The 20,745-nt window shown below is 40.2% G+C and carries 16 protein-coding genes; 3 read left to right on the forward strand and 13 right to left on the reverse strand.

From position 1 onward, the window contains the following. Window positions 1-103: 103 nt before the first annotated feature. From P9B68_RS07335 to P9B68_RS07360, 6 genes are all read right to left on the reverse strand, one after another. Window positions 104-1,099 (reverse strand): ABC transporter ATP-binding protein, encoded by a 996-nt coding sequence (locus P9B68_RS07335; RefSeq protein ID WP_277668770.1) that lies wholly within the window; start codon window positions 1,097-1,099, stop codon window positions 104-106. Beyond that, window positions 1,096-2,076, reverse strand: coding sequence for an ABC transporter ATP-binding protein (locus P9B68_RS07340; protein WP_135660257.1), 981 nt, complete (start codon window positions 2,074-2,076; stop codon window positions 1,096-1,098). The genes P9B68_RS07335 and P9B68_RS07340 overlap by 4 nt, the downstream gene beginning before the upstream one ends. A 15-nt stretch (window positions 2,077-2,091) precedes the next feature. Then, window positions 2,092-3,000 (reverse strand): nickel transporter permease, encoded by a 909-nt coding sequence (gene nikC, locus P9B68_RS07345; protein ID WP_277668804.1) that lies wholly within the window; start codon window positions 2,998-3,000, stop codon window positions 2,092-2,094. Between the two features lie 12 nt (window positions 3,001-3,012). After that, window positions 3,013-4,029, reverse strand: coding sequence for an ABC transporter permease (locus P9B68_RS07350; RefSeq protein ID WP_135660255.1), 1,017 nt, complete (start codon window positions 4,027-4,029; stop codon window positions 3,013-3,015). A gap of 108 nt (window positions 4,030-4,137) precedes the next feature. Beyond that, window positions 4,138-5,724 carry an ABC transporter substrate-binding protein gene (locus P9B68_RS07355; RefSeq protein ID WP_277668771.1) on the reverse strand — a complete coding sequence of 529 codons (1,587 nt, stop codon included), beginning with the start codon at window positions 5,722-5,724 and terminating at the stop codon, window positions 4,138-4,140. Window positions 5,725-6,047: 323 nt separating this feature from the next. Further along, window positions 6,048-6,800: a tRNA threonylcarbamoyladenosine dehydratase gene (locus P9B68_RS07360; RefSeq protein ID WP_277668772.1), complete on the reverse strand. Its 753-nt coding sequence runs from the start codon at window positions 6,798-6,800 to the stop codon at window positions 6,048-6,050. A 211-nt stretch (window positions 6,801-7,011) separates the two neighbouring features. Here P9B68_RS07360 and P9B68_RS07365 point away from each other — a divergent pair, with 211 nt between their 5' ends. Then, window positions 7,012-7,593 carry an HD domain-containing protein gene (locus tag P9B68_RS07365; protein WP_277668773.1) on the forward strand — a complete coding sequence of 194 codons (582 nt, stop codon included), beginning with the start codon at window positions 7,012-7,014 and terminating at the stop codon, window positions 7,591-7,593. On the opposite strand, the gene P9B68_RS07370 is transcribed toward P9B68_RS07365, so the two are convergent. The 3 genes from P9B68_RS07370 to P9B68_RS07375 form a co-directional block, all read right to left on the reverse strand. Next, window positions 7,585-9,432 carry a thioredoxin domain-containing protein gene (locus P9B68_RS07370; RefSeq protein ID WP_330686096.1) on the reverse strand — a complete coding sequence of 616 codons (1,848 nt, stop codon included), beginning with the start codon at window positions 9,430-9,432 and terminating at the stop codon, window positions 7,585-7,587. The two genes, P9B68_RS07365 and P9B68_RS07370, sit on opposite strands and share 9 nt — an antisense overlap. A gap of 37 nt (window positions 9,433-9,469) precedes the next feature. Next, window positions 9,470-9,637: a DUF255 domain-containing protein gene (locus P9B68_RS11695; protein ID WP_330686097.1), complete on the reverse strand. Its 168-nt coding sequence runs from the start codon at window positions 9,635-9,637 to the stop codon at window positions 9,470-9,472. Window positions 9,638-9,741: 104 nt separating this feature from the next. After that, the gene (locus tag P9B68_RS07375) at window positions 9,742-9,915 is read right to left on the reverse strand and encodes a hypothetical protein (protein WP_277668774.1); all 174 of its coding nucleotides are present in this window, start codon (window positions 9,913-9,915) and stop codon (window positions 9,742-9,744) included. 793 nt (window positions 9,916-10,708) lie between these two features. On the opposite strand from P9B68_RS07375, the gene P9B68_RS07380 reads away from it, so the two are divergent. Continuing rightward, window positions 10,709-11,818 carry a hypothetical protein gene (locus tag P9B68_RS07380; protein ID WP_277668775.1) on the forward strand — a complete coding sequence of 370 codons (1,110 nt, stop codon included), beginning with the start codon at window positions 10,709-10,711 and terminating at the stop codon, window positions 11,816-11,818. Between the two features lie 212 nt (window positions 11,819-12,030). On the opposite strand, the gene P9B68_RS07385 is transcribed toward P9B68_RS07380, so the two are convergent. The 4 genes from P9B68_RS07385 to P9B68_RS07400 all read right to left on the reverse strand — a co-directional run bounded on the left by P9B68_RS07385 (window position 12,031) and on the right by P9B68_RS07400 (window position 18,742). Then, window positions 12,031-14,571 (reverse strand): DEAD/DEAH box helicase, encoded by a 2,541-nt coding sequence (locus tag P9B68_RS07385; protein WP_277668776.1) that lies wholly within the window; start codon window positions 14,569-14,571, stop codon window positions 12,031-12,033. Between the two features lie 5 nt (window positions 14,572-14,576). Next, window positions 14,577-16,316 carry a site-specific DNA-methyltransferase gene (locus P9B68_RS07390; protein WP_277668777.1) on the reverse strand — a complete coding sequence of 580 codons (1,740 nt, stop codon included), beginning with the start codon at window positions 16,314-16,316 and terminating at the stop codon, window positions 14,577-14,579. Between the two features lie 672 nt (window positions 16,317-16,988). After that, the gene (locus P9B68_RS07395; protein WP_277668778.1) at window positions 16,989-17,738 is read right to left on the reverse strand and encodes a DUF1444 family protein; all 750 of its coding nucleotides are present in this window, start codon (window positions 17,736-17,738) and stop codon (window positions 16,989-16,991) included. Between the two features lie 374 nt (window positions 17,739-18,112). After that, entirely contained in the window at window positions 18,113-18,742 is a 630-nt protein-coding gene (locus P9B68_RS07400) for a recombinase family protein (protein ID WP_277668779.1), read from the reverse strand. Between the two features lie 444 nt (window positions 18,743-19,186). Between P9B68_RS07400 and P9B68_RS07405 the strand changes: the two genes are divergently transcribed. Further along, on the forward strand, window positions 19,187-20,734 hold the full coding sequence (locus tag P9B68_RS07405) for a recombinase family protein (protein WP_277668780.1): 1,548 nt from the start codon (window positions 19,187-19,189) through the stop codon (window positions 20,732-20,734). Window positions 20,735-20,745: the final 11 nt, after the last annotated feature.

Raw genomic sequence — 20,745 nt, forward strand, 5'->3', positions numbered from 1 at the left:
ATAAAAATTTTAAATTAGACGCAAAAAGCACCGTTCGGTTTTCAAGCCAAACAGCGCTTTCTAAAAATGAATTTCATATTCTTCCGGATTCGATTGGAAATTGCTAAATAGAACGGAAATCCGGTTTCTGTTTTTTGTAAAGATAGCAGGAAACAAAATGCCCGGGAGACACTTCGCGCAGCTCTGGCACGTATTCCTCACAGCCATCCGTTTTCTTAAAGCAGCGCGAGCAGAAGCGGCAGCCCTCGGGAGGATTGATCGGGCTTGGAACGTCACCCGTCAGGATGATCCGTTGCTTCGATTTCGCGGGGTCGATGGACGGAATGGCGGAAAGGAGCGCCTGCGTGTAAGGATGCAGCGGGTTCGCGTACAGTTCCTTTTTCGGGGCAATCTCCACAAGCTTTCCAAGATACATCACGCCGACACGGTCACTAATATGCTTTACAACATTCAAGCCATGCGCGATGAACAAATAGGTAAGCCCGAAATCTTCTTTCAGTTCGTCCAACAGATTCAGCACCTGCGCCTGAATAGAAACATCCAGCGCCGATACCGGCTCGTCGCAGACAATCAGCTTCGGTTGCACCGCGAGCGCTCGCGCAATCCCAACACGCTGGCGCTGGCCGCCGGAAAATTCGTGCGGATAGCGGTTGCGCTGATGACTGGCAAGCCCGACGCAGTTCAGCAGATAAGTAACCCTTTTCTCAATTTCATTGCTCGGAAGCAGCTTATTGATTTTAATTGGCTCGGCGATAATGTCGCCGACGGTCATGCGGGGATTCAGCGAAGCGTACGGATCCTGGAAGATCAGCTGGATATCCTTGCAGTAAGCGCGGCGCTTTTCCGCGGACAGCTTTGTCAAATCGGTGCCTTCAAAAAGGATTTCCCCGCCCGTAGGCGTATACAGGTTCACCAGCATTTTGCCGATCGTGGTCTTTCCGCAACCGGATTCCCCGACAAGGCCGAACGCTTCCCCCTTGTGAATCTGAAACGAAACATCATCCACCGCCTTTAAAACGGTGGTCGGGCGACCAAAAAAGTCATTTTCCAGATTAAAGTACTTCTTCAAATGTTTGACTTCAACCAAAACTTCGCTCATACCTGCGCCTCCTCTGTTTCCGAGTCATAAAGGAAGCATCGAACCTTATGGCCGTCGATCTCCTTTAACGCGGGCGCTTCCCTGCGGCAGCGCTCCATACACCGGTCGCAGCGATCCGAAAAAGGACAGCCCGCGGGCATTTTCAGCGGATTCGGAACCATGCCCTTAATCATATACAGCGGCCCGTCGCTTTCATCCTCCAGCCGGGGAATGGATTTCAAAAGCCCCAGCGTATAGGGATGCATCGGGTTTGCGAACAAGGAACGCACGTCCGCCTCCTCCACAATCTGGCCGCAGTACATGACGATTACGCGGTCGGCGGCTTCGGAAACCACACCGAGGTCGTGCGTAATGAGCAGCACCGCCATATTGAATTTTTCACGCATATGGTACAGCAGGTCAAGGATTTGCGCCTGAATCGTCACGTCAAGAGCGGTGGTGGGTTCGTCGGCGATCAAAAGCTCGGGGCGGCAGGAAAGCGCCATGGCAATCATGACCCTTTGCCGCATACCGCCGCTCATCTGATGCGGGTAATCCATCGCACGCTCGCGCGGGGAAGGGATGCCAACAACCTCCAGCATATGTACCGCTCTTTCCCAAGCCTCTTTTTTCGAGAGCTTCATATGGGTCATAATGCTTTCCATAATCTGATCCTTAATCCGATAAACCGGATTCAGCGAGGTCATCGGCTCCTGAAAGATCATGGAAATCTGGTCGCCCCGGATGGCCTGCATTTCCGCCTTGCTCTTTTTCAGAAGGTCCTCCCCTTTAAAGAGGATTTCGCCGCCGACCACTTTCCCGGGGTTCTGCACCAGCCCCATCACGGAAAGCGAGGTAACGCTTTTCCCGGAACCGGATTCGCCAACAATCGCTAGGATCTCGCCTTTCTCAATGGAAAAGCTGATATCGTTCACCGCCTTGACGGTGCCGTGCTTTAATTGAAATTCTGTTTGTAAATGGTTTACTTCAAGCAACATGAAAACTCACCGCCCTCAATTCTTTCTCAATTTCGGATCCAACGCGTCGCGCAGGCCGTCACCCAGCAGATTGAACGCCAGAACCGTCAGAGTAATGGCAATGCCAGGAAAAATCAGGGTGTAGGGCGCGGTGAAAACAAAGCCCCTAGCCCGGCCCAGCATATCGCCCCATTCGGCTGCCGGCGGCTGTACGCCAAGACCCAGAAAGCCGAGCGCCGCGGTGTCGAGCACGGCGGTGGAGATACCCAGCGTCGCCCGGACCACAATGGAGGAAAGAACGTTGGGAAGGATATGTTTAAAAATGATACGGCTGCTTTTATTGCCGATTACGCGCGCCGCCTGTACATAATCATTTTCCTTAACGGACAGGATGCATCCGCGCACAATGCGCGCGTATTCCGGAATGGAAACAAAACCGATGGCAATGACCGCCTTGTCGAGGCCCTTACCAAGCGCCGCCATGAAGGCGATTGCCAAAAGAATGGAGGGAATCGCAAGCATCATGTCCATAAAGCGCATGATTACGGTGTCCACCTTGCCTCCGCGGTATCCAGCGATGGAACCGAGCACTACGCCGATGGTCAGGGAAATGGCAACCGCGCTCAGCCCAACGGTAAGGGAAATGCGCGTGCCGGCAATTACTCGGCTGAAAATATCGCGGCCAAGCTGGTCTGTACCGAACCAGTGCTCCGAATTCGGCCAAATAAAGCTTTTTGTCATATTGGAAAGATTGGGATCATAGGGCATAATCAGCGGTCCGAACAGGGCGACAAGAACGAGGAACAGGATGACAAAAAGGCCAGTAAGCGCGGCTTTATCCTCGCAAAGCGACTCCCACATCTCTTTCAGCCTGGACTCCGGCTTTTCAAGGAGGTCGGCGGTCTGCTCCGGAAATTCAGACTTTGGAAGTTCCACGTGTTGCATACTCATAACCGGCTAGCCCTCCTTCTTTGAAAATTTAATGCGGGGATCGATCAGCGCGTAAACGATATCGACCACAAGGTTGATCAGTACGAAAATAAAGGCAATCAGCAGAACAACACCCTGAACAACCGGAAAGTCAGATTTCAGGATGCATTCCACCGTATAATTGCCGATTCCCGGCCAAGAAAACACGGTTTCCGTCAATACTGCGCCGCCCAAAAGGGAACCGAGCTGCAAACCGATGACCGTTGTAACCGGAATCATCGCGTTGCGCAGGGCATGGTGGGTCACCACCCGGTTTTCAGAAATACCCTTTGCGCGCGCCGTGCGTATGTAATCCTGACTCATGGTTTCCAGCATGCTGGAACGCGTCATGCGGGTGATAATCGCCATCGAGTACATGCCAAGTGCCGCCGCAGGAAGAATCAGGTGCCGCAGCGCGTCGGCCAGCGCTTCGGTATCCCCGGAAACAATCGTGTCGTAAATATAAAAACCGCTCGACACAACGGGCTGCAGCAGCGGATCGATCCTTCCGCCGGAGGGCAGGATGTGCCAGACGCCGGCAAACAGAATGATCAGCAAAATGCCCAGCCAGAAGATCGGCATGGAAACGCCCACCAGCGCGAGCAACATCCCGGCGTGGTCAATGATGGAATTCTTTTTCACGGCGGAAATAATTCCGATGAAGATTCCAAAAACCGAGGCCAAAATAATTGCGGCAAGCGCAAGCTCGATGGTGGCCGGGAATCTTGAGAATATCTCCTGCGTTACCGGTGTTTTCGTGTAGTAGGAAGTCCCCAGGTCGCCGGTAAGGGCACCCTTCAGAAAATCAACAAACTGGATATAAAGCGGTTTATCCAGTCCGTTTGCCGCCCGCCATGCGTTGGCGTCCTCTATTGTTGCGTGCTGTCCCAGAACAATCGGGGCCGGGTCCGGTGAAAAGACCCGCATAATTAAGAACACAATAATAGAAACACCCAGCAAGACAGGGATCAGCATCAAAATGCGCTTGACAATATATTTGAACATGATTAACAACCTTTCGCTCATCCGAACAAGAAATGCCGGAAGTCGTGTTGTACAACCTCCGGCATTTACAGAACCGATTCAGAAAATTTCTGCGTTGTCTAATACCGGTTAACCTTTGGAAACCCCGGAAAGGAACACAACGCCGGTCATGTGGTAGTAGAAGTCTTTCACATTGCTTCTGTAACCGCAAAGGGTCTTTCCATGGGAAATCGGGAGCCATACGGCATCTTTCGCCGCTATTTTTTCAAGCTCGGTATAAATCTTGTTGCGCTCGTCCCCGGCAGGCGTAGCGACACCCTTGTCGATCAGCGCCTTGAAATCCGGGTTGTTGTAACGCGCGACGTTCATGGTCGGATCCTTGTCAGCCAACAGATTCATAAAGTTATCCGGGTCGCCGTTGTCACCCGTCCAGCCGTAGAAGCAGATATCATAATCGCCTGCTTTTACTTTCTCTTTGTATGTAGTCCAGTCGTACGCATCGATCGTGGCTTTCACGCCGACCTTGCTCAGGTACCCCTGAACCGCTTCGGCAAGCGCCTGCCCGTTCGCTGTATTGTACGGTCTCGGATTGGAATAGGTAATCATATGCACCGACTTCACGCCAGCCTTGGCCAAAGTGCTTTTCGCCGCTTCCACGTCATAAGCAGCCTGCTTGATTCCAGCGTCGTAGCCGGGCATGAAGGTTGGCAGAATCGAAGTCGCCGCGTCAGCGTACCCCTGATAAAGACTCTTTACAAGCTCCGGAACATTTACCGCCTGCGAAATCGCGGTACGTACTTTTGCGTCATCAAAGGGCGCTTTGGTGGTGTTGTAAGCCATATAATTGATATTCATGCCGGGCGCTTCGTAAATTTTGTTGCCAGCACTCTCAATCTGGCTTACAACGGTGGCGTCGATTCCGTCAATAATGTCTGCTTCGCCGTTATTCAGCGCGACCACGCGTGCGGAATTGTCCTTAATAAATTTGAAAATAACGTTTTTGGTAACCGCTTTGGTCCCCCAGTAATTATCATTACGGGTCAAAACAACGTTCTGCCCCTTGGTCCAGCTCACAAATTTATACGGACCGGTTCCGCAGGGATGCTCGTTCACGTTGTTGTTATTGTCCTGCAGCGCCTTTGGGCTGACTATTGGCGCGCCGAGGCACATGGCAAGGTTATTGAGGAACGGCGTACAGGCGGCTTTCATGTTGATCTTTACTGTATACTGGTCAACCACTTCCACGCTCTTTACCGAACCATAGACAAAGCTGGCGTAGCCCATGTCCTCGGTTACCTTCGGCGGGAGCTGGCGTTCAATGTTGAACTTGACCGCGTCCGCGTTGAAATCCGTACCATCCTGGAATTTCACGCCTTTCCTCAGGTGGAAGGTATAGGTGAGCCCGTCGTCGCTGACGTCCCAGCTTTCCGCCAGACACGGCTCCACTTTCGTGGAATCCTTGTCATACTTTAAAAGGCCTTCGTAAATATTTACCATGATTTTTGCCGATTCGCCGTCGTCAACCAACGCCGGATCCAATCCTCTCGGGTCCGCGCCCTGCGCGTAAATCAGCGTGTCCTGCGCGCGGCTTTTGGTCCCGGAGGCTAATGCGGAACCGGATGCCGTGCTGCCTTTGCTGCCGGAGCAGGCCGTCAGGCCGGCACAGGCGATTACTGCCGCGAGTACAAACGACAGAAGTCTTGTTCTCTTTTTCATTGATAACCCTCTCTTCTTTATTCTATATTTTTACTCAATTCTTTATCCATGTTTCGTGTTAACACCAAAATGCTTTAACGCAACAAAGCGTCCGGGATAAAAAGACAGACGCCCAACATATTCAAGTTAAGCGCCTTTGCTTAAAAACGTCTTTATTTTATCATTATATCTGCAAGTTTGCAATAGGAAAGTTGCAGATATCCTGTAAATGTTAATTAATTTTTGTATTTTGCAGAAAGTCTGCAGCTAAATTTGCATAATTTTCAAATAATAAAATCATTTTGCAAAAAGCTGTTCTAATATCGAGTTTTTTACAAAACGGATTATTTTATAATATCCTTTATTACTTCACCCGCCAAAATCATTCCGGCAACCGGCGGCACAAACGAACTGCTTCCCGGAACCTGGCGCCGGATGGAACATTTGCGCTTTGTTCCCGGCGGGCAGACGCAGTAATTTTTACAGCTGCTTGACTCACTCTCGATCGGGGGCAGCGGCGGCTCTTTCGAATACACGACCTTCAGCGACTCCACCTTACGCTTGCGAAGCTCGGTTCGCATTACGCGGGCAAGGGGGCAGACCGATGTCTGGTAGATATCCGCCACCTCAAATTTCGTCGGGTCAAGCTTATTGCCCGCCCCCATGCAGCTGATAATCGGCACGCCGGCCGCCTTTGCCCTTTCAATCAGCACCAGCTTGGAGGAAATCGTATCAATGGCGTCCACAATATAGGAAAAACCGGTCAGATCCAACTCGTCTGCGGTTTCCGCCGTATAAAATATCGGGTAAATTTCGACCTGCGCATTCGGATTAATATCCAGAATACGGTCGCGCATTACCTCGACCTTTGGTTTTCCAATCGTTTTTCTTGTTGCAATCAGCTGGCGGTTAATATTCGTAAGGCAAACCTTATCGTCGTCAATCAGCGCGATATGCCCAACTCCGCCGCGCGCCAGCGCCTCCACCGTATAAGAGCCGACCCCGCCGATCCCAAAGACCGCGACGGCCGCTTCGTGAAGCTTTTGCATGGCGGCCGCTCCAAACAGGAGCTCCGCCCTTGAAAATTCGTTCAGCATAAAATTCCCACCCGTATGCGCCGCATGGGCGGCCTCCCGCCCAACAGCCCCGTTTATTTCGTTCTAAATTATAGCGTAACGGGAAGGAGTTTACAATAGTTCTCCTAAAAATAGATTACTTTTCCTATCATGATAGTAATAAATTGACTTTTCCCCTCCGCCACAGTATGATAATAAAAAAAACAGTAAAAAAGGAAAGGGAAGGATTTACATGGAGCTGAACATAACCCGTGAGCAGGCGTGGAACCTGCTCACAAAATATAATCAGGATCCGTTCCATTTGAAGCATGCCCTGACCGTAGAAGGCACCATGCGGTACTTTGCGGACAAACTCGGCTTTCAGGAGGACCTGGATTTCTGGGGGATTGTCGGCCTGCTTCACGATCTGGACTTCGAACGTTACCCGGAAGAGCATTGCATCCGCGGACAGGAAATCATGCGGGAAAAAGGAATCAGCGAGGATATCATCCACGCGACGGCAAGCCACGGGTATAACCTGACGGTGGACATCGAGCCGGAGCACACCATGGAAAAGGTGCTTTACGCCGTGGACGAGCTGACCGGGCTGATCGGCGCCGTTGCCCTGATGCGGCCATCGAAAAGCGTACAGGATCTGGAATTAAAATCCGTTAAGAAAAAATTCAAAACCCTGAGCTTTGCCGCCGGATGTTCCCGGGACGTCATCCAAAACGGTGCGGAAATGCTCGGCTGGGAGCTGGACGAGCTGATCGAGCATACCATCCTGGCCATGCGGACATGCGAAGACGCCGTGAAAGCCGCTGTGTCAGAGTAATTTTTCCAATTCCTCAAGCGTATAGACGGGAGGAGCGCATACATTGTTTTCACAAACAAAGTATGCGCTTTTTTCTCTATCCAGCGCGTATGCTTTCGTAAACGGTGCAACCTGCTCAAGCTGCTCCGCGTTTTCGGCATTCTTCACGATTACTGTGGTGTTAAACAGGATTTTTTTGCGGAGCAGGGCTTTTAGTGGTTCCATCTCCGCTTTGTCCCGGATAATGCAGACAATCTCCTTCGAAGGATACAGCGCAGACATCATCGCAAGCAGGGCAAAACAGTATCCGGCGGGATAATCCTGTGCGGTGGCGGCTAAAAACTGGAGCTGTTCTTCCGCCGCTTCCCGCAGTTTTGTGTCGCCCGTCAGCGCAAACAGCTTCAGCAACCCGACCGCGGCAACGGAATTTCCGGAAGGAATCGCGCCGTCGTAGGTTTCCTTCGGTCGGTAAATCAGCGGCTCAGCTTCGTTCGAGGAAAGGAAAAAGCCGCCGTTTTCCCGGTCGTAAAAGCGCTCGGTCATTTTCTGATACAGGTCCACGGCGAGTTTGAGATAACGGACGTCAAATGTAGCTTCGTACAGGTTCAGCAGCGCCCAGATGGAAAAAGCGTAATCATCCAGCCCACCGGTTCCAGCGGCTTCGCCCTCCCGCCAGCGGATCAGCAGATTACCGTTCTTATCCATCAGATGGTCCGTTAAAAAACGCATGGCCTTTTCCGCCGCGTCCAGATACTGCGAATCGCCAAGAATACGGTAGGCTTTTGCAAAGGCGGCAATCATCAGCGCGTTCCATGAGGTAAGGATCTTGTCGTCTACGCGCAGCTCAGTACGTTCCTTTCGGTACTGATAAACGCGCGGAATCAGGCTTGCGATTCTTTCCTCCGTTGCCTGAGCCTCTTCCTGACCAAGCAAATTCGGAATGCTTTTCCCTTCGAAATTCCCTTCTTCGGTGATATGGAACGTGCGGTTAAACGCTTGCCCGTCTTCCTCCCCCAAAAGCGTTAGAATCTCCCCAGGGGAAAAGACATAGTATTTTCCTTCTTTCCCTTCGCTGTCCGCATCCTGCGCAGAATAGAACCCTCCGCCGATGTCGGTCATTTCGCGTAAGACATAATCCATGACTTTCATGGCGACCATTTTATAAAAGCCGATTCCGGTAATCTGGTACGTTTCAAGATAGGCCATCGTCAGCAAGGCATTGTCATACAACATTTTTTCAAAATGCGGAACCAGCCACTTTTCATCTGTGGAATAACGCGAAAAGCCGTAGCCGATATGATCGAAAATGCCGCCGCGGTACATTTGCCGCAAGGTCTTTTCCACCATGGAAAGCGCCTGCTCATCGCTTTCCATCACGGCAAAACGAAGCAAAAACAAAAGGTTCTGCGGCGAGGGGAATTTGGGACTTCTGCCGAAACCGCCGTTGCGGGTGTCGAAGCTTTGGGAAAGCTGCTGCTTTGCGAGGTGTATCATTTGTTTGGACGGCCGACCCGCCTTCTTTTCCTCTCTCTCCCGGATTGCGTCCGTAATTTCCTTTCCAGAGCGGATAATCTTTTCACGGTTTTCACGCCACTGCTGCGCGGCCGAATCAAGCAGATCCAGCAGCCCCACGGTGCCAAACCATCCCTTTTTCGGGAAATAGGTGCCTGCAAAAAAGGGCTGCTGCTCCGGCGTCATCAGGATTGTCAAAGGCCAGCCGCCGCTGCCGGTTAAAACCTGGCATACCTCCATATATACCGCGTCCACGTCGGGGCGTTCTTCCCTGTCCACTTTAATGCAAACGAAATCGCGGTTCAGCCTTTCAGCGACCTCCGCATCCTCAAAGCTCTCGTGTTCCATAACATGGCACCAATGGCAAGTCGGTTATTAACAGCATTTACGAGTACCCAATAGAAAGAAAAACAGGTTTGCCTTCCTGTTTCGCCTTATCAAAGGCTTCCTGTCCCCAAGGATACCAGTCAACAGGATTGTAAGCATGTTGCAGCAGGTAGGGAGATTTTTCAGAAATCAATCTATTGGGTATTCGCTTTTTATTCGCTGTCATAGCACCACCTCCTTTATAATTGTATTTTAATATAATATATCCATATTTCGCAAAATTAAAAGGCTACCGTTAAGTTTCGGTAGCCTTTTGTGTTGGTAAATTCCTTAGGCTGATTTTTCCATCTCTTTTTTATCAGCACTGTCAAATTTCGTAGCAATATTCTCATTTTTATCATTGCAAGTGTCCATAATAGTCTTAAAGACTACTTGGCTCAAATTTTCCAGTGCAAGGGAAGACGGTTTATTTAATTCTTTTACAACGAATGTAATTTTCGCCATCCACAAGCACCTCCAATTTTCTCTGTGTTATTTTTAGCATAACACATAATTTTTTGGAGGCTTTTAAACAGGGGGTAGACAAGTAGATATAATAAAAATTTAATATTATTGGTGGGTAAGAGGACTTTATACTTTTGCAAACTTTTTTCTACTTTTTTATAAAAATTTTTAAAAGTGTAGAGTTGTCTTACCCATTCTAAAAGAAGCATAAAAAAGAAGGATTGTATATAAAACAACCCTTATTTTTTTGCTAATTCTTTACACATATAGTTTTTTAACCTGTCATTCAACTTCTACCTTTTCAATTAAAATTAACATCCTTTTTACTACAATACCATGCCTTAATAAATCTTACTGCTGATTGTATAACATCAGAAATTATAGTTATCATAAGCAATTTATTTGATTATATCGGACTTTATTATTTCTCTTTTTATTTCCAATCTTAATACAATAGAAACTGTAAAAGAGAACTAAATTAGAAAAAATGGTTTCTGCCACACATAAAACATTTTAGAACCGTTTCTCTATATTATAGATATTAATTATGTCCATTTCTAATTATTCAATCTTTTTACATTTCTAATTAGGAAATCGTTTCTAAAATCGGTTTTACCTGCTATTTAACCTTTACTAACCCATACAATAATGCAGATTAAGACTTCGGGGTATGAAGTTGATTAAAAAATTTTCCAATTAAATTTTTTGCCCCAAAATTTGAATTCTTGCAGATGCTACGTAAAATGACCTCCAACATCCCTTTAAAGTTTTTTAGGGAAAGGAGGTGAGTTACATGGTATCCGCCGACACAATTCGAGCATATACTTACGCAAATATTCGTATTAATTACCTTATACAAAATGGTTGGAGAAAATGGATAAACAAAAAAGATAATTCCGTATCATATTTTAAGAAAGACGGACATTTATTGTTTTGGTACTTCCCAACAGGGATACTCCTGATTAAATTTTCAATTACTAAATTTTTTTATGGGACAAATGCTAAATTATTTGACCTTAATAATGCTAATTTAATTATAAAGTTAGTTAACCGCAGAGTTAAAACACTCTTTCCAAATATAGACATTGATTCCTTCCAAAACTGGATATGTACCGAAATACATCCATTTGTCCATTATTACGCAGATAATGAAGAGGATAAAACCACCTATCTGAAATGCTTCAAAAAGACACGATATCCCAGGTTAAAAAGACATAATTATCTTACAGGCATACAAGCAAGAAACGGAAGTTACGCTTTAAATATCTATAGTAAAGTTGATGAAATAAAATCCAGGGCTAGCAATAGGTCTTTGGCTATATCAGATGAAGACTTTACTATAATGAATAATGTCAAAAATGTCTTGAGATTTGAATATCAAATAAAGAAGACTTACTTGAGGTATCATTTTAAACATAGTAGAACTGTAAGAAGTGTTTTAACAAGACAATTTTGTGAGAATATGCTTCTAAGTATTATTAAAAACACTAATCTTAATAGCCCTTTCCTGTACAAAGCCGAACTCATAGATAGAATTAAAAATGAGTTCGGAAAAATAAAAGCACGTAACCTGATAGAATTTATTATTGATTTTAATGAGAAACCTAAAGACTTTATAGATGAGAAATATCCTCAAAAAACCCAAAACAATTATCTAAGAATATTAGGGGAAAAGAATATAAATCCTGTATGCCTTCCAAATAAAGTGAGCAGGAAAATAGATTTTACCGATTTTAGTGAACCAGATAAATTAGATTTTAAATTTCTTCTTTTTAAAATATTGATACTGATTACTTTGGTAAAAGAATATCTCAACCAACAAAGAAGTAATTATATAAAGTCTATAACAGCATCTTCGGTATTTACTCCTCAAGCGTTTTTCCTGGAGGATGGGGGAGGCTAGGGCATAGTACTTATATATCATATGTAAAATTAATCTCTATTCAAAATAACCAATAACCGATATAATTTTCAATTTTTGACCAATAACCTTTAACACGTGTTAAATACATTTAATATTAATAACATAAGGTCATTTGTATTTTCTTTTTAAAGGCAAATACACAATGGCCTATTTGTGCTTGTAGTACTCTGTACAGAAATGCTATTGTATTCTCAAGCATAATCAAATATCTCATTAAGTTTTCTTTGCCATTCTTTATCGTAGATAATTTGGAACTCAACCGTTTTATCTTTAAATTCTTCTCCTAATTCTTTCCAGCCAATTTCTTTTCCAAGTTCATTACACAAATCAAAAACTGACTTTTTATAAGCAGTATCTTCGTTTTTTAAATGCAGTCCTTTTGTTTCAACCACAAGTACCTTTGAATAGTCATCATTTTCTTCATTTGATTTAGACAATATAAAGTCTGGATATATTTTTGCTTTTTTCCAACCCTGGATATAATAATCCTGTTTTGATAAATTTCTATACCACCATAGCAATTTTTGCTGTTTGTCAATATATACAGCAACAGATTGCTCTAATGTATTTAATTCTTCCTCTGGGACATACTCGAATAAACTTTTTACAATTGGGTCACCAGTATCCCTTGTAAGTTTTTTAACATTGCTCTTTAATATCATTTTTGTAGGTAGTGCAAAACTTGAATGGCACTGTAAGAAAAACAATATCTCTTTGTTATTTATCATTTCAACAAATATATTATGAGCAAGAATATCGCGCTGGTCTTCCAGAGTTTTTTTCAACTCTTGAATTATAAAAACAATATTGGCATTTATTAAGTCATCAGAATATTTTTTCCTTAATATGTTCAATGTCTTTTCTGAAATCTCATATGCAATCCAAGGATTAGGAACTATATCAAGAATATGTCTCGTTATAAAGAGATAATCAGCAACAAAGCCAGTCGTTCTCATAACACTAATCTTTTTCTCTAATAAATCTTCAGTATTATCACTCAAAGCGATACTAATTACAACATCACTTTTAACTTCAGGTGATAATACAAGAGACTCCATATCCTTTAAAGAAATATCATCCCAATTAATTCGACTTAGAATATCCATCTCATAATTTAATTCTCTATAGGAATAATTTTCTCTTAAAATAAATCTTGGTAAATATATTTTACCCTCAAATTTCTTGAATCTCTCTCTGTATCTTATAACCGTTGTATTGGCTTTAGTTGCGGAATCTGTGTTATCAGATTCTGGGACTACTCTTCCTGCTATATCTCCTAAGCCTTCTCCTTCTAACCCCTTTTTAATATTATTTAATATTTCATTGGTATTAGGCCTATAGCAATAAACATAACTCTCATCTAAATCAGTAATTTTTGTTTTCTTTGCATAAGGTTGTCGTAAAATTCTTCCAACAAGTTGTGTAATATTCATCTCTGAACTTGTATCAGTTAACACAGTTAAAACATATGCAAAGGAACAGTCCCAGCCCTCTTGTAATGCTTGTTTAGTAATAATATAGCGTATTGAACACTCCTTACCTAACAAGTCTATACCTTCAATATCATCTTTTTCACTAGATTTAATTGCTATTTCATCAGACGAAATCCCACATTCATTCATCAAGTAATTTTTTACATGCTCTGCATGAATATATTCATTATTAACTTGGTCTTTGCCAGTTCTTTCCACTTGGATTAAACAAATTGGACGAATATACTTCCCAGTTTGTGATTCATATTCTTTGGCTAGTTTTTCAAGTGAGTTCCTTTTCTCAACGCTTGCCAAAACTACGTCTTTCCAGTTTGTTGTTGCTTTGTTTACCACATGAATGTCTAGTTTTATCATTTCTTCACGATTTAAATCCTGTCCTGTTATATGACTAATAGGATTACTACCGACAGGTGGGGTAGCAGAAAGTTCAACTACAATACTTGGGTTGAAATTTCTTATAGTTTTTTGCGCATTTTCACTGTAGGCCTTTTGACCTTCATCTATAATAATTATTGGTCTTAAAATTCTCAATACATTTCCTAATGATGTTTTTGCCTGCCTACCTAAAAAAGAATCTTTATCACCAAAATAATCAAGATTAGGGAATCTATCTATCAAATTTTCATGGGCTTTGAAATCATCATCAGGTGGAAAAAAGGAATCAAATCCTCCTGCATCTTGAAAGATTTTTAATGTTTCTTTATTTTGTCTATTGGCAGAAGGAAGCATTAACAACATTATTACCAAGTTTTCATTCACGTCTTGAACTGTAAATCTATCTCCTTTTTCCAGGATTAATGTACGCCCACCACTAGATAAATCTAACACTTGTCTGTATGGATGTTCTCTATCTCTTAAACTATTAATTGTTTGTCTATATATTTGATTAGTTGGAACAATCCATAAGACTATACCTGTTTTTTTCTTAAGATATATGGTATTTATTAAATCTACAGTTCTTGTAGCAAGTAAAGTCTTACCGCCACCTGTTGGAACTTTTATACAAAAATTTGGTAAAGGTTCATTTATTCCATTTTTCTTTGATTTGTATACTACAGGTTCACCGGCATTATTTTTTATTTCACACTGCTCCCACGCTTTTTTAGGAAAATCATAATCAAAAGCCATTTCTTTATCTATCTCTATGTATTTATCATATTTATCTTTATATTCTACAAGAGATTGAAGATATAGTTTAATATCTTTTAAGCACTTTTTTTGATAGTCTTTTAATTCCATTGCGATTACTCCTTAAATCTATAGATTTCAAATGGCAATTGACAGTATTCAATTCTATATTGCAAAAGATACTCATTATCTAAGTACTTCATGGGAGCAAAAATAAGCCTCTTTTTCCCCTTATATTCACCAAGGCTTTTTGCTAAACTTAAATCTAGGGCAGTAGTTCTTAAATATTGCATATCGGGTTTATAAAACAAGTAAACTTCATACTGGTCGTTTTCTCCAATAAAGTTCTTTTCTTCATCAACCTTAGAGATATCAAAATCGTTTCCTGTAGCAGTATAAAATAAATATCTTGCCAACTCCTTATACTCTGGCAGATTTTCACCTTTTAGAATATCCTCCAATTCAATAGCACTACCTAACTCAAAATAAGAGAATGTTCCTCCTATACCATTTTTTATTCTTTCATTTGATGCACTTGGCACACCTCTAATAACTCTTCTTATCCTTTCAGCAGTAACAGTATTAGCATAATCTTCTGATTCAATAAGAATAAACTTTCTATTACTCTTTTCATCTTCATAATTCATTTCTAAAACTGCATGTCCTGTTGTACCGCTTCCAGCAAAAGAATCTAACACGATAGCATTATCTTTGGTGGCTAACTTTAAAATATGTTTTACAAGTTCAACGGGCTTTGGTGTATCAAAAACTTTTTCTTGTTCAAAAATCTGCTGTAGCATTTTAGAGGCACTGGTTGCTGTTCCGTAATTAGTCCACTCTTCAGCAGTTTCTTGGTCCACATTTAGTATCTCTTCTTCTGTTTCCTCATCATATAGAAAAGTTTCAACAGAACCATTTCCCCACCATGTTCTTTCAACTTCTCCAAAGTCTTTCTTTTCCTCCCAGAACACTTTTAGTTGAGGTTTTGCTCTCCCAGTAGTACCAAAAATAATTCTTCCATCTTTCAACAATGCTTTATATTTATCTTCTTCTGTTCGCCAATGCCTTCCATTTGGCGGTAAATATTCAACTCCTGTATTTGGATTTACTATTGGATAAGTTAAATTTTCCCTTATTTGTGGAGCATCAAATGGGTCAGCCTTCCACGGTCCTCTAGGGTCATTGTCTGGATTGGAAAACTTAGACCTATCTAATTCTAACGGTTTAAATGCAAAACCATCCATTGTATACCATATATGAGCATTAGATTCCTTTAGTCTTCTTTCTTCCTGTCTTCTATTTTTAGCATAAACAAGAATATGGTTGTGCTGTTGGCTAATATCTGTGTCATTTTGCACGGATTTCCTAGCCTGCCATACTATATTAGTTACAAAATTATGTTCACCAAATATTTCATCCATTAGCATACGCAGATGATGAACTTCATTATCATCTATTGTGATAAATATGGCTCCATCCTTATGTAATAATTCTCTAAGTAACTTTAACCTCGGCATCATCATACAGCACCATTTATCATGCCGTGTTAAATCATCTTTATCAACAACTTTTCCAAGCCATTCCTGTATCATGGGAGAATTAACGTTATCGTTATAAACCCATTTTTCTTCTCCTGTATTGTACGGCGGGTCGATAAAAATACAATCAATTTTACCTGCATAGTTTGGTAACAGTGCCTTTAACGCAAGCAAATTATCACCGTGAATAATTAAATTATCATTTAAACTTATGTTATCTGTTAAACTAGCCTCTTTATTTGGAACAAGTTGATGATATTTAACTGTTAAATGATGATTCTGCACAAAGGCTTTACCTTTAAAATTTATTGTAGGCATATTTGAGCCTCCTTATATTGAGTAAATTTATGATTATAATCAAATCTTAGAAGTTTGTCAATCTGTAAAGCAATTTTATCATAAGTTTTCCCAAAAGTGAAGTTTATCTAGGAACAAAAAAAGTGCTCCTTATTGAAGCACTCTTCTATAATCAAATCTGTTAAATTCCTTTTTGTCTCAATAGTTTATATTCTTTTATGGTTGAATAAACTAAATAAGAAGTTACTATAAAAAATGGAATATACCATATTTCAGATACTTTCTAACCTACAACAGGAACTTGTTTTATTATGGCAAGTAGGATATAGAATACCCCATATGCTGAAGCAAATGGAAATATGTTTAGAAATATATTTAATAACAATTTTCTATTCATACCTAATCACTCCTATTTAACTTTATATATTATTAGTGTAACGTATATTGCAAGATTACGCAGCCCTTATTAAAACATTTAGAGTATATTTTCAAACAAACTTGCTCCTATTTTAACAACTGCTATTAATACAGAGTTACAAAAAAAGAATAAATGGCTCCGTCAAAACCATTTATCCTTAAAAAAATTCGTATTTACCAACTACACTTTTATACTATCATAACTATAATACTTTCTTCAAGAATGCTTGTAAATATTTTTATAGGGGATAATATTTGAATTAAATACAATTATTCTTAATTAACAATCGAATAGTCCCCTTGTGCATCTCTTCTGTATATATTTTTTGATATCTTGTTTATATCCTCATCTTCATCTATTAATTGACGCAGTATATATAAATTAGTATTTAACATATGTTCATCATATGCTGTACAAATAAAACGAGTACATGATGGCATACAAAATAATATATCTGTTCCTATCTTTTTTTTAATTTGTTGTTGTATATTTTCTGTAAGAAATAGAGATGCTCCAAAATCGGAATTAAAGCGCAGGGTATAAATATGAGGTTTATCATCGAGTCTACTAAGAAGGTTTGTCATTTTGTTTAGGTTTTTCATACTTTCATTCTTTAATCTTTTTAAATCTATGTTAGCATTTTTTAAATCATCATGCAGAACAAATCTGAAAACCTCTCCCATATCAACTACATAGAATAATGATAAATTGCAAAACAAATCTTCCTTTACAAAATTATGATGAATATCTTCTCCAAATTCCTTCGTCTTTACAAAAGGAAAAACATTGCTTAAACTCAATTTAAATTTATAGCAATTTAAAATATCAGAAATTATTTTTATATAGTTTTGTAAGTTTTTCTGATATCCAACAATCTGGTATTCTTGATACATTGTTCTTATTGGCAGAGAAGCATTAGTAAACTCGCTACCAATGTATATTCTGTCTTTTTCATCTAGTCTAACTTCGTTGAATTCTTTCTTTAAATCTTGAATTATTCGATTTGTAAACTCCATATATTTCATTATTATTTTCCCTCCTATTCCGTTTTATAAGTATAACGTTAACTTGTAAAAAAATCTGGTCCTAATAACGAATAAAGGTTAAAATATTGGAAAGAGCATAGGAGAGGGGATGAGAAGTTTGAAAGAACGGATTAAGGGGTATATTTATATATTATTGCTTACAAATATTGCTATCGCTAGTTTCCAAGTCACTATCCAAAATCCAACCATTAAAATTATACTTGCTATTTATACCATATTAACCTTACTACTCACTATAATCTATGTAAAAAGAGTGTAACAAGATAGCGTTACAATTAGAAAGAGTTATAGGTTTATGCCCAAAGACTTTTTGTTCTGCATCATTTCTAAAATTATCCATCTTCTCTTATTAATTATCTCTTATATTTATCTCTTATATTCTTCACTTTAAATTCCTTAACTCTATTATAGAAAGTATTCTTCTTTAATCCAGTTAGTTCCATTGCCTTTACAGCCGTAATTTTCCCGTTAACCCACCGATGATAAACTTCTTCAAAATTATTTGGTATTATTTTGGGACGTCCAAACTTTACTCCACGTTTTTTGGCAGATTCTATGCCCGTTTTCTGCCTTTCTTTTATATTTTTTAACTCTTCTTGCGATAACCATGTAAGTATTTGTAAAACAAGATTTGAAATCAATTCACCGATTCCATCAAGTTCTCGGTATTTACGGGTATTAAGGATTGGCATATCTAGAACTGTAATGTCTATTCCATTATTAATCATCCATTCCCATTCATGCAGAATTTCTGTTTTATTCCTTCCTAATCTATCAAGGCTTGTCACAACAAGTAAATCTCCTTTTCTAATACTTCTTTTAAGCAAAAGATACTCTGGACGATTAAAATCACGACCGGAGCACTTATCCACAAAAATGTCTCTTTCATTTATTTCAATGCCACATTCTTTAATAGCATCTAATTGCCTTGATAGATTTTGTTCCTTTGTAGATACCCTTATATATGCGTAATTTCTTTGCATTAACTTTATCCTCCTTATGTTTAAAAAAGTATACCTTTTTAAACTTATAAAAACAGCCTTTATTATTGTTGAAAAAAGTCAAAAATCGACTTTCTAAACGTACAAAAATAATGAGATACTTTTTTATACATTTTAGCGCGCTCAAGCGAAAATTGCAGTATCAAATCTAATAAAAAAGCCCTATATGATATAGGGCTCAATTAAAAATTTCCTTCGTTGGAAAGAGGCAATGTATGTAATACCTCTTTCCTCAATCAAACAGGTATGTTTATCTATAGGAGGCAATTATAAAGTACAAAATTATTCATTAAATTTTCAAGTATTTCAGTATTTTTTGCAGATACATTACTTTCGTCTGGTTAAAGGAAAAAATCAGAACTTCATGTTTCTTGACTATATGTTATACTCAATAATAGTTAGAACTTGTCCGAAGGAGTGAATGCAATGGCAGCAGATTTAAGTAAAGTAAATAAAGTTGCTATATATCTTCGTAAGAGTCGTGGAGATGAAGATGCTGACGTAGTTGCAAAGCATAGAGCAAGACTTATTGAATATGCACAAAAGAACAAATGGAGATATGAAATATACAATGAAAATGTAGTGTCAGGAGAAAGTTTGATTGAAAGGCCTGTTATAATGGAATTATTACAAAAAATTGAAAATAAAGAATACGATGCTGTACTTGTAGTTCATTGGGACAGATTGAGCCGCGGAGACACTTCAGATTTCGGCGTTATTAAAAGTGTTTTTCAATACGCAAATACATATATATTAACTCCTGAGCGTTCATTTGATTTGAATGATAATGCTGATTTAACGCTACTTGGAATACAATCTGTTATGTCGAACACAGAGTTAAACATCATTAGAGAGCGACTTCTAAATGGTAAAAAAGGCGGAGCAAAACAAGGACGCTTGACGAACGGGAACCCACCTTACCCGTATATAAAAGTAAGAAATATTGTACAGGACGAAAAAGGACGCATAAAGGTAGACTTTACCATCGAGGTTTATGAGGAAAAAAATACTGTTTATCAACGTATTAAGCAAATGTATTTACAAGGCATAAATACAGAAAAAATAGCGTTTCAACTGAATAAAGAAGGTATATCATCACCTTATGGCAAAATGTGGAGTTCTACTGCTATTAACCGTTTATTACGGCATGAGTTTCATATGGGGAAAGTAATTTATGGTAAATATAAATGGACAAAAACACCGCTTTCTGGAAAATTAGAAGTGAAAGCAAGAGATGAAAGCGAATGGAGCGTAGGTTTTGGAAATCACCCTATTTTAAAAACGCAAGAGGAACATCAAAAGATAATGGAAATCATGAGCAGAAACCAAAAAATCCCTCGCAAAAGCCGTGCTGGAGTATTCCCAACTTCTGGTTTATTAGTGTGTAAGAAATGCGGCAGAACAATGGCTTATAGTTTTGGAAGAGTAGAAAAAAAGACAGGTAAACTTTATCACTATACAAAGTGTTATTACAAAAATGAATTCGGAGAAAAATGTAGCCAGAAAGGTGTTAAAATGAATGAGGATTTTTATAATGCGCTATACAACACTATAATTAATAATTACATAGATGCAAAAAGAATTAAAAAGTTACAAGAGAATGAAGAGGAGAAAAAACAAAGAGAAAAATTTATCAAAGAAAAAAAGGCTAAATTGCAAAAAGAAGAAGAGGCTTTGAAAAAAGCAAGAAGGTTCTTAGAAGAAGGGGTTTATAATATAAGTGATTTTACTGATGCGAAAAAGGAAAGGGAACCGGTAATACAAAAATTAAAGAAAGAGATTGCAGAATTAGAAAATGAAAACGAATATATATATACCGATAAAGAGTTGGAAAAAATGATTGATAATTTCAAAAAGAACTGGCATAAAGCCACTACAGCACAAGAACAAAATCATCTATTACGAAGTATAGTAAAGAAAATCTACTATGATAGAACACGAGATACAGTAACATTCGAGATAGAATATCTATAGAAACGGCTTAA

This window comes from Caproiciproducens galactitolivorans, assembly GCF_029266045.1.
GTDB lineage: Bacteria > Bacillota > Clostridia > Oscillospirales > Acutalibacteraceae > Caproiciproducens > Caproiciproducens galactitolivorans.